This is a genomic window from Pannonibacter sp. CBAS1226, from assembly GCF_055685825.1.
Genome location: NZ_JBVOUO010000002.1, coordinates 257,417 through 272,975, shown reverse-complemented (window position 1 = coordinate 272,975; position 15,559 = coordinate 257,417). Strand labels below are relative to the sequence as shown.

General features: G+C 63.0%; 9 protein-coding genes. 3 read left to right on the top strand and 6 right to left on the bottom strand.

Annotated elements, in window-relative coordinates:
* The first annotated feature begins 210 nt into the window (after positions 1-210).
* Positions 211-3,738, top strand: coding sequence for a PAS domain-containing hybrid sensor histidine kinase/response regulator (locus AC0CMF_RS08265; protein WP_050470917.1), 3,528 nt, complete (start codon positions 211-213; stop codon positions 3,736-3,738).
* On the opposite strand, the gene AC0CMF_RS08260 is transcribed toward AC0CMF_RS08265, so the two are convergent.
* Both AC0CMF_RS08260 and AC0CMF_RS08255 read right to left on the bottom strand, forming a co-directional pair.
* Positions 3,728-6,061 (bottom strand): putative bifunctional diguanylate cyclase/phosphodiesterase, encoded by a 2,334-nt coding sequence (locus AC0CMF_RS08260; RefSeq protein ID WP_374628513.1) that lies wholly within the window; start codon positions 6,059-6,061, stop codon positions 3,728-3,730. The genes AC0CMF_RS08265 and AC0CMF_RS08260 overlap by 11 nt on opposite strands.
* Positions 6,062-6,497: 436 nt before the next feature.
* Positions 6,498-7,172 carry a response regulator gene (locus AC0CMF_RS08255; protein WP_050470915.1) on the bottom strand — a complete coding sequence of 225 codons (675 nt, stop codon included), beginning with the start codon at positions 7,170-7,172 and terminating at the stop codon, positions 6,498-6,500.
* 388 nt (positions 7,173-7,560) lie between these two features.
* On the opposite strand from AC0CMF_RS08255, the gene AC0CMF_RS08250 reads away from it, so the two are divergent.
* Positions 7,561-8,550, top strand: coding sequence for an alpha/beta hydrolase (locus AC0CMF_RS08250; RefSeq protein WP_094462223.1), 990 nt, complete (start codon positions 7,561-7,563; stop codon positions 8,548-8,550).
* A 51-nt stretch (positions 8,551-8,601) separates the two neighbouring features.
* Positions 8,602-9,471, top strand: coding sequence for a thioesterase (locus tag AC0CMF_RS08245; RefSeq protein WP_472481455.1), 870 nt, complete (start codon positions 8,602-8,604; stop codon positions 9,469-9,471).
* 410 nt (positions 9,472-9,881) lie between these two features.
* On the opposite strand, the gene AC0CMF_RS08240 is transcribed toward AC0CMF_RS08245, so the two are convergent.
* The 4 genes from AC0CMF_RS08240 to AC0CMF_RS08225 all read right to left on the bottom strand — a co-directional run bounded on the left by AC0CMF_RS08240 (position 9,882) and on the right by AC0CMF_RS08225 (position 15,236).
* Entirely contained in the window at positions 9,882-10,709 is an 828-nt protein-coding gene (locus AC0CMF_RS08240) for a hypothetical protein (protein WP_119396607.1), read from the bottom strand.
* Positions 10,710-10,827: 118 nt separating this feature from the next.
* Complete coding sequence (locus tag AC0CMF_RS08235) at positions 10,828-11,439, bottom strand: 2-hydroxychromene-2-carboxylate isomerase (protein ID WP_374628511.1); 612 nt, start codon at positions 11,437-11,439, stop codon at positions 10,828-10,830.
* Positions 11,440-11,505: 66 nt separating this feature from the next.
* A complete protein-coding gene (locus AC0CMF_RS08230) occupies positions 11,506-13,152 on the bottom strand; it encodes a cisplatin damage response ATP-dependent DNA ligase (protein WP_374628510.1) in 1,647 nt (548 codons plus the stop codon).
* A gap of 116 nt (positions 13,153-13,268) precedes the next feature.
* Positions 13,269-15,236, bottom strand: coding sequence for a methyl-accepting chemotaxis protein (locus AC0CMF_RS08225; protein ID WP_374628507.1), 1,968 nt, complete (start codon positions 15,234-15,236; stop codon positions 13,269-13,271).
* Positions 15,237-15,559: the final 323 nt, after the last annotated feature.

Here is a 15,559-nt window from a genome sequence, read left to right as displayed (position 1 = left end):
CGTCCGCCCGGTCTGCCTGACAGTGTTAACACATCCTATCCGCAAGGGAAGATTTGCGCAGGCACGCCCCCGCCGCAAGACGAATGGACAAGCCCGCGCGCCTATGGTCCGATCAGCACGGGAGGACGGAGACGCACGGAAAAATCCGGCGCCTCCGGCCAGAGGCAACAAGCAGTCCGGTTCAACCGGACAAGGGCGGACAGGATTGCGATGCTGGACGGCTGGATCGTCACCTTAAGCGCACTGGGCTATATCCTGCTGCTCTTTGCCATCGCCAGTTTCGGGGACCGGCGCTCGCGCCTGCCGCTGGCGGTGAAGAGCCGGCCCTTCATCTATGCGCTGTCTCTCTCTGTCTACTGCACATCCTGGACCTTCTATGGCTCGGTTGGCGGGGCGACGCAGAACGGGCTGGAGTTTCTGGCGATCTACACAGGCCCTATCCTGCTCTTTGCCTTCGGCTTTCCGCTGCTGCGGCGGATCATCCGGGTCGCCAAGACGGAGCGGATCACCTCGATTGCCGACTTCATGGCCGCCCGTTACGGCAAGAGCCAGACGGTTGGCGCAACGGCGACGGTCATCGCCGTCATCGGCATCATTCCCTACATCGCCCTGCAGCTGAAGGCGCTGTCCCTGTCGGTCACCACCATGATCGGCCCCTTCGGCCCGCCGGACGGGGTGTCGCTGCTCACGTCCTTCGGCGACATCACCCTGCTGATCGCCATCGGTATGGCCGTCTTCGCCTGGCTGTTCGGCACCCGGCACATTGATGCGACCGAGCATCAGGAAGGGCTGATGCTGGCGATTGCGCTCGAAGCAGTGGTCAAGCTCTTCGCTTTCCTGGCGGTTGGCTTCTGGGTCACCTATGCCCTTTATGACGGGCCGCTGGATCTGGTGGCGGCAATTGCCACAAGCCCCAAGGTCGCCAGCGTCTTTTCCCAGCCGTTCCAGCCGGCGGAATGGATCGCCATCACGTGCCTGTCGCTGATCGCCTCGCTGCTGCTGCCACGCCAGTTCCATGTGGTGGTCACCGAGAACAATTCCGAGGCGGAGCTGCGCCTCGCCACCTGGATGTTCCCGCTCTACCTCATCGCCATCAACATCTTCGTGGTGCCGATTGCCGCGGCGGGCATGCTGACGCTGGATCCCGGCATCAATCCGGACTCCTACGTCCTCGCCCTGCCGATGGCCTCGAACCAGGGTTTTCTCGCCCTTTTCGCCTTCATCGGCGGCCTGTCGGCGGCCACAGCCATGATCATCGTCGCCACGGTGGCGCTGGCGATCATGATTTCCAATGACATCGTGGTTCCGCTCATTCTGCGCCAGCGCGGCAGCGACGATATCGCCTCGACACGGGGCAAGGATCTCAGCCGCATGCTGCTGCGCGTGCGCCGTGCCTCCATCTTCGTCATCCTGCTGCTCGCCTATGCCTATTACAGAGCAGCCGGAGATACCGCCGCCCTTGCCTCGATCGGCCTCCTCTCCTTTGCCGCGATTGCCCAGTTCGCTCCGGCCTTCTTTGGCGGGCTTTTCTGGCGCAAGGCAACGGCGCGCGGTGCCATTGCCGGCATGGTGGCGGGCTTTGGCCTGTGGCTCTACACCCTGCTGCTGCCGACCTTTGTCCAGTCCGGGCTTATTGCCGAAGCGATCCTCTTCGACGGGCCGTTCGGCATCGAATGGCTGCGGCCGCAATCCCTGTTCTACAGCCCCGCCGACCCGTTCCTGCACGGGGTAGCCTTCAGTCTTCTGGCCAATCTCACCTGTTTCATTCTCTTCTCGCTGACCCGGGCGCCCGAGCCGTCCGAACGGCTTCAGGCCAATCTCTTCGTGCCGCAGGAGCTGGCCTCGACGCCGTCCTTCCGCCTGTGGCGGACCCATGTGACGGTTGGTGATCTGAAGGCCACCGTCGCCCGCTATCTGGGGGTGGAACGCTCCGAGCGTTCCTTCCACCGGTACGCCCGTGAACGCGGCCTGACGCTGGATCTCAACGCTCCGGCGGATGCGCAGGTGCTGCGCTACTCAGAGCAGCTGCTGGCCTCGGCCATCGGCGCGGCCTCCGCAAGGCTGGTCCTGTCGCTGTTGCTCAAACGGCGCGATGCCACCATCAAGGGCGCCATGAAGCTGCTGGATGATGCCTCGGAGGCCATCCAGTACAACCGCGACCTTTTGCAGACGGCGCTTGATCAGGTGCGTCAGGGCATCGCCGTGTTCGACCGGGATCTGCGGCTGATCTGCTGGAACCGTCAGTTCCGCGACCTGCTAGGCCTTCCGCCTGAATATGGCCAAGTGGGCACCCCGCTCGACACCATCATCCGCTTCAATGCGGAGCGGGGCGAATTGAGAGGCAGTTCGGCCGATGCGATTGTGGCCGACAGGATCGAGAAGCTGGTCATCCGCCAGGAGACGTTCCAGGAGCGCCTGTCGATCACCGGCACCATTCTGGAGGTGCGCATCAGCCCCATGCCGGATGGCGGCATCGTTACCACCTTCACCGACATCACCGAGCGCGTGCTGGCCGAGGAAGCCCTGTCCAGATCCCACGAAACGCTGGAGCGCCGGGTGCGCGAGCGCACCGAGGAGCTGACCCGCGTCAACCAGCAGCTCGTCCAGGCAACTCATGCCGCCGAAGAGGCCAACATCGGCAAGACCCGGTTTCTGGCCGCCGCCGGTCATGACATCCTGCAGCCGCTGAACGCCGCCCGCCTTTACGCCTCCGTGCTGGTCGACAGGTTCCGCGAGGGGGAGGCAGGGGATCTGGTGCGCAATGTCGAAGCCTCGCTCGAATCCGTCGAGGACATCATCAGCGCCATTCTGGATATTTCCCGCCTCGACACCGGCGCACTCAAGCCGGAATACGGCACCTTCCGCCTCGACGAGATTTTCCGCGCCTTGCAGCTGGAGTTCGACCCGGTCGCGCGCGAACGGGACCTCAGGCTGAGTTTCGTGCCGACCTCGCTCACCGTCCGTTCAGACCGCCGCCTGCTGCGCCGCCTGTTGCAGAACCTTGTGTCCAATGCCCTGAAATACACCCTGACGGGCCGCGTCCTTGTCGGCTGCCGCCGCCATGGCTCACGTGTCGTCATTGAGGTTCACGACACAGGTATCGGCATTCCGGCCTCCAAGCAGAAAGCCATCTTCATGGAGTTCCATCGGCTGGACGATGGCATCCGCACGGCCAAAGGGTTGGGACTCGGCCTGTGCATCGTGGAGCGGATCAGCCGGGTGCTGGATCATCCCGTCACCCTGCGCTCGCGAATGGGGAAAGGCTCCTGCTTTGCGGTGGAAGTTCCCTCAGCAGCCCCTGTTCCCGTGCTGCCCAGCGTTGGTGAGCCGGTTGCCGTGACCAGCAGCCAGCTGGATGGCATGCTGGTTCTGGCCATCGACAACGAGCCAAACATTCTCGACGGCATGCGCCGCCTGCTGGAAAGCTGGAGCTGCGAGGTTCTGACCGCCAGCAACGACATGGAAGCAGCCCAGCACGTGACGCAGCTTGGCCGCACGCCCGACATCATGCTGGTCGACTATCATCTTGATCAGGGCAATGGCATTGAATGTGCCGTGCGGCTGCGCTGGAAATTCGGCCGCAGCATTCCTGCGCTGCTCATCACCGCGGACCGCAGCCGCGCCGTGCGGGCGGAAGCGGCGGAGCGGGATATCGGCCTGCTCAACAAACCGGTCCGGCCGGCGGCGCTCAGGGCCCAGCTGGCGCGGGTCCGGGCAGAAATGCTGGTTACTGAGTGACGATCTTTCGCGACCCTACCCGGCTGGCGCCATAGTCAGGACGCGGCACGAGCGTGTCCGGGCAGTTTTCCACCGGCAGGCCGAAATAATAGCCCTGCAAGCTGCCACAGCCCATGAGGCGCAACTGATTGGCCTGTTCTTCTGTCTCGACGCCTTCTGCCGTCACTTCCATCTTCAGGCTGCGCGCCAGGATGATGACCGCAGAGATGATGGCCATGCTCTCCCCGCCATCGCCCAGTTCGCTGACGAAGGACTTGTCGATCTTGATCTTGTCGAAGTGATAGTGGCGCAGGTAGCTCAGCGACGAATATCCTGTTCCAAAGTCGTCCAGAGCGATGCGCACGCCCAGCGCCTTGAGCTGACTGAGGATCTCGGCCGTTGACCCTGCGTCCTGGATCAGCACGGATTCGGTGATTTCCAGGATCAGCCGTTGTGCCGGCAGTCCCGATTCCTCCAGCGCCCATTTCACCGCGTCAACAAGCCCCGCCGCCGCGAACTGCAGCGGCGACAGATTGACCGCAATGGATATCTCGTGCTTGCTCCCGGCAGCCCGCTTGCAAGCCTCCCGCAGCACCCATTCCCCGATCGGAACAATCAGCCCGGCTTCTTCGGCGATGGGGACGAAGACGGCGGGCGAAACCGGACCGATGAACGGATCGTTCCAGCGCAGCAGGGCCTCGCAGGACTGGATGTGTCCGGTCTGCGCCGAGACAATCGGCTGGAAAGCCAGGGCGAGGCCGCCCTTTTCGACGGCCCTGCGGAGCGCGGCTTCCATTTCGCGCCGCTCACGCTGTTCCCGGTCCATCTCGGCTTCGAAATACAGGGCCTGCCCCCGTCCGCTGCGCTTGGCCTTGTAGAGCGCGATATCCGCGCAGCGCATCAGGTCATCGATGGTGTCCGCCTGACGCGGCGCGCAGGCGATGCCAATCGTTGCGCCCACGGTGTAGCTGCCGCTATCGGTCAGCAGCGGCGCCTTCAGGCTGTTGATCAGTTCGTTCGCCAGCGCCTCGGTGTTCTGGCGGCTTTGCCCCACATGCAGAATGGCGAATTCATCACCGCCAATGCGGGCAAGATCCGCGCGTCCGGCACAGATTTCGCTGAACCGCTGCGCGACCAGATTGAGGATCTCGTCGCCCACGGGATGACCGCGCATGTCATTGATGGCCTTGAAGTTGTCGAGATCCACCATCAGCAGGCTGACATTGCTGCCATCGGCCAGCGCGTTCTCCAGGCTCTCGCCAGCCCGGCCCAGCAGCCAGTTGCGGTTGCCCACTCCGGTCAGCGCATCATGCTCAGCGAGATACTTGACCAGATCGTGGGCGCGGCGGGCATCGGTGATGTCAGACCCGACGCCGCGATAGCCGGTGAACTTGCAGGCTCGGTCGAAATAGGGCCTGCCGGTGAGAGACCACCAGCGGCGCTCACCATTGACGATGGTCAGCACGGGCATGTCGCGGAAAGGCTGACAGGCGTTCATCACCTCCCGCACCTCATCCCAGCCATCCCCCTGCTCGGCACTTGTCTGCAGGGCATCGATCAGGCCGTATCCCTGCAGGTCTTCCGGGGCGCGCCCGCAAACCTCGCAGAACCGGGCAGATGTCCGTTTCAGACTGCCCGCGCTGTCGGTTTCCCACAGCCAGTCGCTGGCGCTTTCCTCAAACTCGTTGAGCAGCAGGCCGATCACCTGTCCCCGGTGTTCGAGTTCCTGCTCCGTTATCACACGGGCCACAAACACCCGGGAAACCGCCAGAATACAAACCACCACCATAAAGGAATAGGCCGAGAGCAAGCTGGCAAGCTCGACCATCGGCCCCTTGCCGATCTGCATGATCTGGAACACCGATCCGCACCAGATCGTCACGACCCAGGCAAGGCCTGCCAGAGGCACCGTCGCCAGCACAAAGCCGCCCGCGCAGATCAGTCCGGCAATCAGGCAGGCGACAAGGATGAGCGTGTCCTCAGAGCCGTAGTAAAAGGTCATGAACAGTGCCAGGCACCACAGGATGCCCAGTACGCCGGCCTGTATGGTCGCGGAAACAATGCCCCTGGAGGACGCCGTCGTAAATGTCCGCTTCCGGCTCTTCTGCCAGACGGCAACACCGCGGCCGATGACAAACATCATGGCTACTGACCAGGCGAGCAGCAGGTAGAGGGGCGTCACACCGAAATTCAGATTGATGATGATGAGAGCGCTGAAGACGTTCCATGACGTAATATACGGCATGAACCGGACAATCGCCGTGATCTGCTGCGCGCGTATCCGGCCGCTCAGCTCATCCTCATCCAACAGTCCCCGGAAGATGAAGCGCACGGCGTCGGTCAAGTGATGAAGTGGACGCCTCAGAAAATCAGCGATGCTGAGTTCCCCGTTCATGCACACGTCTTCCCCTGCTGCAGCCCGCCCGGCATCACCGGGCTCTGCTGCTCCGAATGCGACCTGCTTCTCGGCCTTCGCCTGGCTCATCCACTATCCGGTCAATATTTGCGCACAGGGTACATGTGTCGCTGGGGAACGTAATGTCTCATATCTCCGTAAAGAGGGGGTAAAAATCACGATTTGAATTAAACAAAGCGAAGATTTCCAATTGAGCTCAACAGGAAACGGCCCAATCAATTTAATCAACTTGATAAAATACCTGTCCACGCTCTCCAGCCTGCCCAGCATTGCTCAGTAAGCATGCCTAAAGGATGGGCACGCCCGCAGAACAGCGGTTGACTGTTCGCGAAATCTGGCAGGGCTGAAATTCAAAACAGCAGGATCAAAGATCCTGGCTTGCTTCCGGTATCTGCCAGCTTCCGGCTTCGATCTTGGAGGCCGCAATCACCGCTTGCGTCCGGCTTTCAACGCCCAGTTTCTGCAAGATGGCAGACACATGCGCCTTGACGGTTGCCTCGGATACGGACAGCTCATAGGCGATCTGCTTGTTCAGAAGACCTTCCGACAGCATCATGAGGACGCGCACCTGCTGCGGCGTCAGACTGGCCAGCCGGCGCGCCGCATCAGAATCCTTGTCGGCGATGGTGAGGTCGATTTCCGGCGGGGTCCAGAGCGAACCGGCCATCACCTGCTCGATCGCATTGCGGATGACTTCGATGCCATGGGACTTGGGAATGAACCCCGACGCCCCAAAGCCGATGGCCCGGCGAATGGCCTGAGGCTCTTCATTGGCCGAGACAATCACCACCGGGACCGAAGGGTGCTGGGCGCGCAGGAACATCAGGCCCGAGAAGCCGCGCATGCCGGGCATGGACAGATCCAGCAGCACCAGATCCACGCCACCGGCATCCTCCAGGCGGGCGGTCACATCCTCCAGCGTACCGGCTTCGTCGATCACCGATCCGGGATAGAGCAAATCAAGCGCCTGCCGCAGCGCGCCGCGAAACAAAGGATGATCATCCGCAATGATGAAATGGTAATTGTTGCTGTCCGCCAATGCTTTCCCCCCGATTTTACACCCCGGCACGTCTGCCGGCGTCTGGGCCGCTCCACGGCTCCCGGCCCCTTATCACATACCGTCCGGACGGACCGGAATGCTGACGCATCTGCTTCCCGGATCCGCTCGAACGCCATTCCATCCGGTCAGGCCAGCGCACACCGCACAACGGGCGCGGCCGTCCCGGTCAGAAGGCTCTGCCTTCACAGTGCACATCACCTTGCACCAGATCAAGCCTTGCCCGAAATCTCCTGCAAGTGACATGGGAGAAACGGCAACGCGCTGCAACTTCTCCGGATTGCCCCCTGACGTCCCCTGACTGAAGCAGATTGGCAGGCACGATCTGACACTTTAGCTTTCCCCAGTCACCGGAACCGGAGAACCCTTGATGCTGAGCCTTCACCATTCCCTCTTCCTGCCCGAAGCCGCGAGCGAAGAAACACGCGCCTTCAATGAGGCTCTCGCGGCACGTCTGGCTGCCGAGCCGGATCAGTGGAGCTTCCCCCCGCAGGTGGTCCGCGACCGGCGGGAGCAAGGCATAGGCCCCTTCCCGGCCCCTGTCCGCAGCCCGCGCGCTGAGGATATCTGGATCGAGGGCCCTGCACGTGGCGGGGCAGCGGGCAAGCTTCGCCTGCGGCTTTTCCGGCCACAGGACAGCCGGCCGGAGGGCGCCTTCCTGCATATTCATGGCGGCGGCTGGACGTTCGGCGGGGCGGACCTGCAGGATCTGCGGCTGGCCGAGATGGCGGACAGGACGGGACTTCTGGTTGCTTCCGTGGACTACCGGCTTGCTCCGGAACATCCCTATCCTGCCGCACCGGATGACTGCGAAGCCGCAGCCCTCTGGCTCATCGGGCCGGCCGCGCAGGAATACGGGCTGTCACGGTTTTCCATCGGCGGGGACAGCGCAGGCGCCAATCTGGCTGCCGTCACCCTCCTGCGCCTGCGGGACAGGCACGGTCTGACACCCTTCAGTGCCGCCGTCTTTATCGCCGGCTGTTTCGATCTGAGCCTGACGCCGAGCGCCAGATCCTGGGGCACGGAGAAGCTGGTCCTGAACACGCGCGATATCGAAATGTTCGTCCGTTTGTATCTGCAGAACGGCGAAGACCCCAAGTCTGCGGACATTTCCCCCCTGATGGCAGACCTGAGCGGCATGCCGCCCGCCTATTTCGTGGTGGGAACCCGGGATCCCCTTCTGGATGACACGTTGTTTCAGGCATCCCGATGGATATCGTCCGGGAACTCCGCCACGCTGGACGTCTTCCCCGGCGGATGCCATGTTTTCCAGAGCTTTCCTCTCGAAATAGCGGACCAGAGCAAATCTCTTATTGATAATTTCCTTAGCGTAATTATGAATAACTCTACTATTACCTGAAAGTAAGTTACATATTTTCCCGGCTACAGCAACCATCAGGGCCACCACACGATGCTGACTGAAGAAACCCTGTTCTCCTATGTGAGCCACAGCGATTGTACAGAACAGGGTGTTTTGAGCGAACATGGTTGCGTCCAGCGGCTCGATGAGGCGGACAGGCAGTTCCGGCTCATCTGCGCGCTGAGTGAGTCTCTGGTCGGCGCCCGCCGCGTGCGGCATATCCGCTTCCACACTCCGGCCCCCTGCAGCACGCTGCTTGTGGTTTCCTCTCTCGTCTGTTTCGACGGCCCGCATATTCTGACCATCGTCCATCAGATGAAGAACGCCGTGACCGGAGAGGTTCTGGCCACGGCTATCGATGGCTATACCCCGCCTGCCGGCACCGCCCGCACGTTCCGCAGCAAGTTCAAGGATGTGGTTCAGGCCATGCCGGAGGAAGCGGCACCCCGTGCCTTGCCCCCCTCTCCATTGGCCAACAAGGCAACGCTGGAAAGCATTGTCGAGGGCGGCGGATCGGTCATTTACCGGGGAACCGTGCTCCCAAGGCATCTTGGGGCGGACAACAAGGCAGATGATGGCTTTGTCGCGCAATGCATCGGCGAGGCGCTGCCTCATGTCTGGCAACAGACTCCCCTGAACCTCGGCTGGCAACAGGAAACAGGCAGTGAGCGCCGCCTTTTCGAGATGAAACTGACCTGGATCAGTCCGCTCAAGGCAGGCGAAAGCTTTGTGATCGCCGTCAGCCTGACCGGCACCCAGGCAAACATGCTGGGCGCGCGTTTCTTCGTGTTTGAAAGCCGCGCCAGCCGTCTTTGCGCCATCACTGACACCGCTTTCGGCCCCGTTTGCCGGGAGAACGGCGAGCCAGCGCTCCTGCCCACTGGCACGCAGGAAGCCCTGTCACGCCTGCGGGCAGACTGAGCAGAAAAGACGGTTTGGGGACAGCCAGCAGTCTGGTTACTCTGGCGCGGCGTTTCAGCCCCCCTCCCCCTCGTGGGGAGGGGTTGGGGGTGGGGGGATAGCCTTTCCGGCTGGCAGGGTGTCCATTGATTTCAGACAGCTGCTCCTCGTGAGACCTTTTCAGGTATCTATCTGTCTTTCATATAGTTTTCGGCTCAGAGCCCCCCCACCCCTCACCCCTCCCCACCAGGGGGAGGGGGGCGGCAGGCGTCCTCCCGAAAAGCAAACGCCTCATTGCGGGCAGTTTCCGGACCTGATGTGTGAATCTGGTAGCTCAAGGGGGGAGAGGAGTTGGAGCCTGACTGGCAGTCCGTTGCAAACACTGGCGCCGGAGCCTGCAACGCGGCCGTGAGATGCGAGGGAAAGGCCGTCTACTGGCCCGTTTCTCTTTGCAGATCCCGCATCAGACCGAAGAACCGGCGCATGGCCTGCTCCGTGAAGGAGAGCATTTCGTCGAGCTGTTCTTCATCCTTTTGCGACAGTTCTGGCGCAGGGCGGGTGTTGCCGCGGGGGGCTTCTGCGGATGGGCGGCCCGGGGCACCGCTGTCCGAGTTGCCCTTGAGAGCCGCAATTTCTTGCCGCAGGGCCGCGTTTTCCTGCCGCAGCTGGTCGATTTCTCCCAGATAAGCGGCTTCTGCATCCGGAGAAGGCATGCAGCGCCACACCCCATTGGCCGGTTTGCAGAAGGCGATCGTTCCGGCCACCCTGTCCAGCCGCAGGTAGCTGCCGTCCACTTTCACGAGCGCGTAACGCCGCGGATCAGCGACCGGAGCCTCAGAAGGTGCGGTTTCCTGCGCCGGATTTGCCTGCTGATCCGCCTGCTGGTCCGCCACCGGGACAGGTGCCGTTGCAGGCCGGCTCACCGGCACTTTCGCTGGTGAGCCCGCTTGGGATTTGCCAGCAGCGTTGTTTGCAGTCTTGCTTGCGGGAACGGCGGGAGCAGGCTTGGGCTTGGTTTTAACCTGGCTCTGGCTCTGACTCTGGCCTTGAGCTTTTGCCTTGGCGGCAGGCTTGCCTGAGGGCACGGTCTTTGCGGGAGCCCCTTGACCTGCCACCTGGCCGGCCGCAAGGCCGCCCTGCGGTGCCGCGCTTTTCGCCTCTGCCACTTGTCCATGCAGGAAGCCGGACAGGGCCAGAAGAGCCACGGCGAGCCTTCCTGCGCGCAGCCGCGCAGATGATGCCAGTTTCGGATCAGCCATCGCCCATGCCTCCATTCGCCGCGCGCCGGGGGACTCGCCCACATAAGCCGCATGTTAGCGGGGGACTATGTCAAAAGCACGCCGTTGCGGCAGTTCTGCCCAGGAAGCTTGTCCCGCCTCAAACCGGCCGGAAGGCATCCCGGCCCGAGACAAGCGCATCTTCCAGCAGGTCCAGCCTGTCCTGCCCCCAGAAGGGCTCACCTTTCAGCACGTAGCAGGGCGAGCCGATGACGCCCAGTTCGATGGCACGGCGCTGGTTCTCCTGATAGGCCTCCTGAATGGCCGCGCTGCCAGCTGCTTCAAGCAAGGCATCTGCATCAAGGCCCAGCTCCCTCATCAGCCCGGCCAGAACCGCTTCGTCGGCGATGTTCAGGTCTTCCACCCAGATGGCGCGGAACAGCCGTGCCGAACAGGCCGCCACCGGTCCACCCGCTTCGGCAACGGCAATGGCGCAGCAATCGGCCAGGGTGGGATTGGCGGGAAAGAAGGCAGGCTTCAGTGTCAGCGGCACGCCGCGCTTTTCCCGCCAGCGCTGCAACTCGACAAAACGGTAGGCCTGACGCACCGGATGGCGCTTGGCCAGCGGCAGACCGCCCGACACCTCGAAGACCCCGGCCAGATTGACCGGCCGGAACCGCACCTCCTGCCCATGCGCCGCCGCAAGATCCACAAAGGCCTGATGGCCGAGATAGGCCCAGGGCGAAACGTGGGTGTAAAAATAGTCGATCACTGGCAGGTCTCCCGTCGAACCGGCTTTTCCGGTCAGGGAGAACCTTGACGGTTTCGCGCCGGAGACTCAAGTCACGCTGGCAGGCATTGGCAACAGAGCCTCCAGAGTCTCGATCCGGTCGGCCTCATGCGGCGGCTTGTCCCAGCGCAGGCGGGCGATGCGGGGAAAGCGCATGGCAAGGCCGGATTTGTGCCGTCCGGAGCGGTTCAGCCCCTCGAACGCCACTTCCAGCACCAGCCCCAGATCGGGCGTATGCGCCACTTCCCGCACCGGACCGAAGCGGTTGACGGTGTTGTTGCGGACGAACCTATCGATCTCCAACAACTCCTCATCTGTAAAGCCGGAATAGGCCTTGCCTACCGGCACAAGCTCCTCGCCCCGCCAGACGCCGAAGGTATAGTCCGAATAATAGGACGAGCGCTTGCCGTGGCCGCGCTGCGCATACATGAGCACCGCATCCACCGTGAAGGGATCGCGCTTCCACTTGAACCATTCCCCGCGCGGACGCCCTGCCAGATAGGGCGACTGCCGCCGCTTCAACATCAGCCCTTCCACGGCGCCTGCATCAGCCTCCGGCAGATGCGCGGAAGGCTCCTCCCGCCAGCGGGCCAGTTCCTCCCAGTTCGCAAAGGGCACCAGTGGCGACAGGTCAATGCGCGGCGGGGCTTGCGCGACCAGGAAAGCCTCCAGCCGCGCCCGCCTTTGCTCAAACGGCAGGGCGCGCAGGTCTTCTCCATTGTCCATCAGAAGATCATAGGCCCGGATGGCGGCCGGAAGCTGCTGCATCAGCTTCGGTGCTGCCGTCTTGCGGTTCAGCCGCTTCTGCAGCTCGGAAAAGGGCTGCACCGCACCATCGCGCAGGATCAGCAGTTCCCCGTCGATACAGCCCTCGAAGGTCAGGCTCTCCAGTACATCGGGAAAGGCGGCGGAAATGTCATCGCCGGAGCGGGAGTAAAGCCGCGCCACACGCCTGCCCGCCGCATCTCGCCCGGCTGAAGCCTGCACGCGGATACCGTCCCATTTCCATTCGGCCAGAAACTGAGCCGGATCCAGCGCCTCCACGTCCCGCGCCTCATCCAGCGGGTGCGCCAGCATCGGCGGGCGGAAGGGCGCCGGGTCCGAGGCTTCCGGCTTGCTGCCCTGCCCCTCCACCCAGGCCAGCAGCGCCGTATAGGGCGGCTTCTGCGCGTTCCAGACCTCCTCGATCTCATCCACGCTGACAGTTCCAAGCCGCGCCAGCGCGGTCTTGGCGAGGCGGGCGGATACACCCACCCGCAAGCCGCCGGTGACAAGCTTCAAAAGCGCCCAGCGGCTCGTCTCATCCAGAAGGTCCAGCCATCCGGCAATCAGCTGCGGCACCTCGCTGCGGCCAGCGCCAGAGAGCCGCTGCACCACGGCGGAAAGTCCCGGCCCCTCACCATCAGCTTCGCCGGCCCGGTCCGGTGCAGGCCACATCAGCGCCACCGTCTCGGACAGATCGCCGACGAAATCATAGGACAGCGCGAAAAGCACCGGGTCCGTCCGCTCGCCTGCCAGCGCCCGCAGCACCGCTGGCTTGGCGTAACGGAACTCCAGCGTGCCCGTCAGCGCCGCAAGGGCATAGCCACGGTCCGGGTCCGGCGTGCGGCGGAAATAATCCACCAGCAGCGCCTCCTTGGCATTGCGGGAGCTTTCAAAGGCAAGGCGGTCCAGAAGGCGGGAAAAGGCACGCATACCAAGATGATAACGCGCCGGGGCCCCAAGTCCACGAAGCTGGCTCGTGGAACAGCAAAAGGACGCCGGCGGGGCTGCCACCGGCGTCCTTCATCAACATGTCTCTGCTGCGCGTATCAGCTAGCCATCTGGCGGCGCAGGGCCGCGCGGCGGGCTTCCACGTCCTGAACCATATCCGCGAGGAAGGCATCGACCGCCCTGGACAGGTTCTCGGAGACGGACTTCACATCACGCGACAGGCTGTCGACCATCTCCGCCTCGGTGCGCGTGTCCTGTGCGGTCCGGGTCACATTGGCGACGCTGGCCGCAACCTGATCCGAGCCATCGGCCGCGATGGTGATGCTCTGGGTGATCTCGCGTGTTGCTGCGCTCTGTTCGCCGACCGCGTTCTTGATGGCCGTCGTCATTTCCATCACGGATTCGATCGATCCGGTGATGCGCTGGATCGAGGTCACCGCCTTGCTGGTCATGCCCTGCACCGAAGTGATCTGGGCGGCGATTTCCTCCGTCGCCCGGGCCGTCTGGTTGGACAGTTCCTTCACTTCGGCCGCCACAACGGCAAAGCCCTTGCCCGCTTCTCCGGCACGGGCTGCCTCGATGGTGGCGTTGAGGGCGAGAAGGTTCGTCTGCTCGGCGATGGCGCGGATCATCTCGACGACAACGCCGATCTTGTCCGTCGCTTCCGCCAGGCTCGACACATGCACATCCGTCTCGTGCGCCACTTCGGTTGCGGCAGTGATGGCGACGGAGGACCGGTCGGACTGGTTGAGGATCTCGGAGATGGCGCTGGACAGTTCTTCGGCTGCTGCGGCCACGGTCTGGACGCTGCGCGAGGAGCTTGCGGAGGCTGCTCTTGCCTGATCGGCAGCGGCAAAGGCCTGACCCGACACTTCCGTCACCCGCTGGGCGCTGCCGGCCATCGCTTCCGTCTTTTCGGCCACGGCCTGCATGCTGGCATCGATCATGCTGCGGAAACGGTCAATGATGGCCTCGACCTGCGACTGGCGGCCGCCTTCGAGCGAACGCTCCTGCTCCATTTCCTTTTCCAGCGCCTGACGGCGGCGGGCATTGTCCTGGAACACGGTGCCTGCACGGGCCAGATCGCCGATTTCGTCGCCCCGCTCCAGCAACGGCATGGTGAAGTCGGTCTCGTCCTGCGCCACCCGGCCCAGCGCTGCGCGGATCTGGCGCAAGTTGGCGAGGATCGCACGCAGATTGAGAAGGCTGATGATCACCGTCACCGCGATGGCCGCGGCAGACATGAGCCCGGCAACCAGCGCGCGGGAATAGGCTTCGCCCTCCATGACCGCGACGGTCTCACCGGCGGCCTTGAGCAGGTCCAGTGTCTCCTTGCGGATGATGTCGAGCCGGGCCGTTGCCGCGTCGAACCACTGCGGTCCCGTCACCCCCTGCCCATTGTCCGTCTGCGGCAGGGTGAGAAGCACCTTGCGCCAGTCTCTGACCTGTTGAACGGCGCTGCCGGTCATCATCCGGTCAAGCGCTGCGGCCTGGTCAGGCGTCGCCAGCATGTGAAAGCTCTGAAGATAGGCCTCGCCGGCAGCCACCCGGTCGACAAAGGACAGGAACACCGCATAGTCGGTCACCTCCCCCTTGCTGGCCGCCGTAAACAGGCGCGCACCGATGGCGCGCTCCAGCCCGCCAGCTTCCTTGGCCTGAATAAGCGCCGTGAACGGCAGCAATTCTGCTGCCAGGCGCGGCTCGCCCGTATCAAGCGCGATCGCAGAAACCGTGCCCATGAGGCCGGAGATCAGATCTGTGTAAACCTTCAGGTTGTCAGCGCCATTGACCGAACGGGCATCGACCGCGGACCGGTGGCTGGCAATGACGCGCGGGAGGCTGGCCATCTCCTTGAGCTCGGCAGAGGCATCCGCCACAGCAGCCTGCGATAGAAACGCCTGCAGAGCCTGCAGATCTGCATCCGTTGCGCCCCTCTGTTTGGTGACAGCCGCTGCCGCTGCCTGGTCATAGCCGGAGGCAATGAACACCGCCGTCTGGCCACGTTCCTTCTGCAATTCGTCCACGACAGCCTCGACAAGGCCCGAAACCTCAACGAGCGGTTTCATGTCTTGCATCTTGCGCAGGTATGTGAATTCGCTCAGAAGAAAATTACTGGCATAAACAACAACTGCCAGAAGCGGTACTACCGCCATGAAAGCGATTTGCAGACGTATATTGCGCATCGAAGCCCACCATCCATCAGTCCGGACCTACAACCTGAATATGCTTCGGTAGGTACTCTGAGTTAACGCCAGACTAACCAGACAACCTCAAAGCGTGATTTCTGGCATATTAGGTGTTTGGACCTATCCGGACCGCACGCATGCAGCTCCCGGCAAGCAGCCGTGTGCCAGAGGTTTGCCGCAGCCAGTGGACGGCAGGGCTATTT

What these genes read in the sequence shown, in the direction of transcription:
- AC0CMF_RS08265 (WP_050470917.1), top strand. Translation starts at nt 211, where the DNA reads ATGCTGGACGGCTGGATCGTCACCTTAAGCGCACTGGGCTATATCCTG.
- AC0CMF_RS08250 (WP_094462223.1), top strand. Translation starts at nt 7,561, where the DNA reads ATGCTGAGCCTTCACCATTCCCTCTTCCTGCCCGAAGCCGCGAGCGAA.
- AC0CMF_RS08245 (WP_472481455.1), top strand. Translation starts at nt 8,602, where the DNA reads ATGCTGACTGAAGAAACCCTGTTCTCCTATGTGAGCCACAGCGATTGT.
- AC0CMF_RS08240 (WP_119396607.1), bottom strand. Translation starts at nt 10,709, where the DNA reads ATGGCTGATCCGAAACTGGCATCATCTGCGCGGCTGCGCGCAGGAAGG.
- AC0CMF_RS08230 (WP_374628510.1), bottom strand. Translation starts at nt 13,152, where the DNA reads ATGCGTGCCTTTTCCCGCCTTCTGGACCGCCTTGCCTTTGAAAGCTCC.
- AC0CMF_RS08225 (WP_374628507.1), bottom strand. Translation starts at nt 15,236, where the DNA reads ATGAAACCGCTCGTTGAGGTTTCGGGCCTTGTCGAGGCTGTCGTGGAC.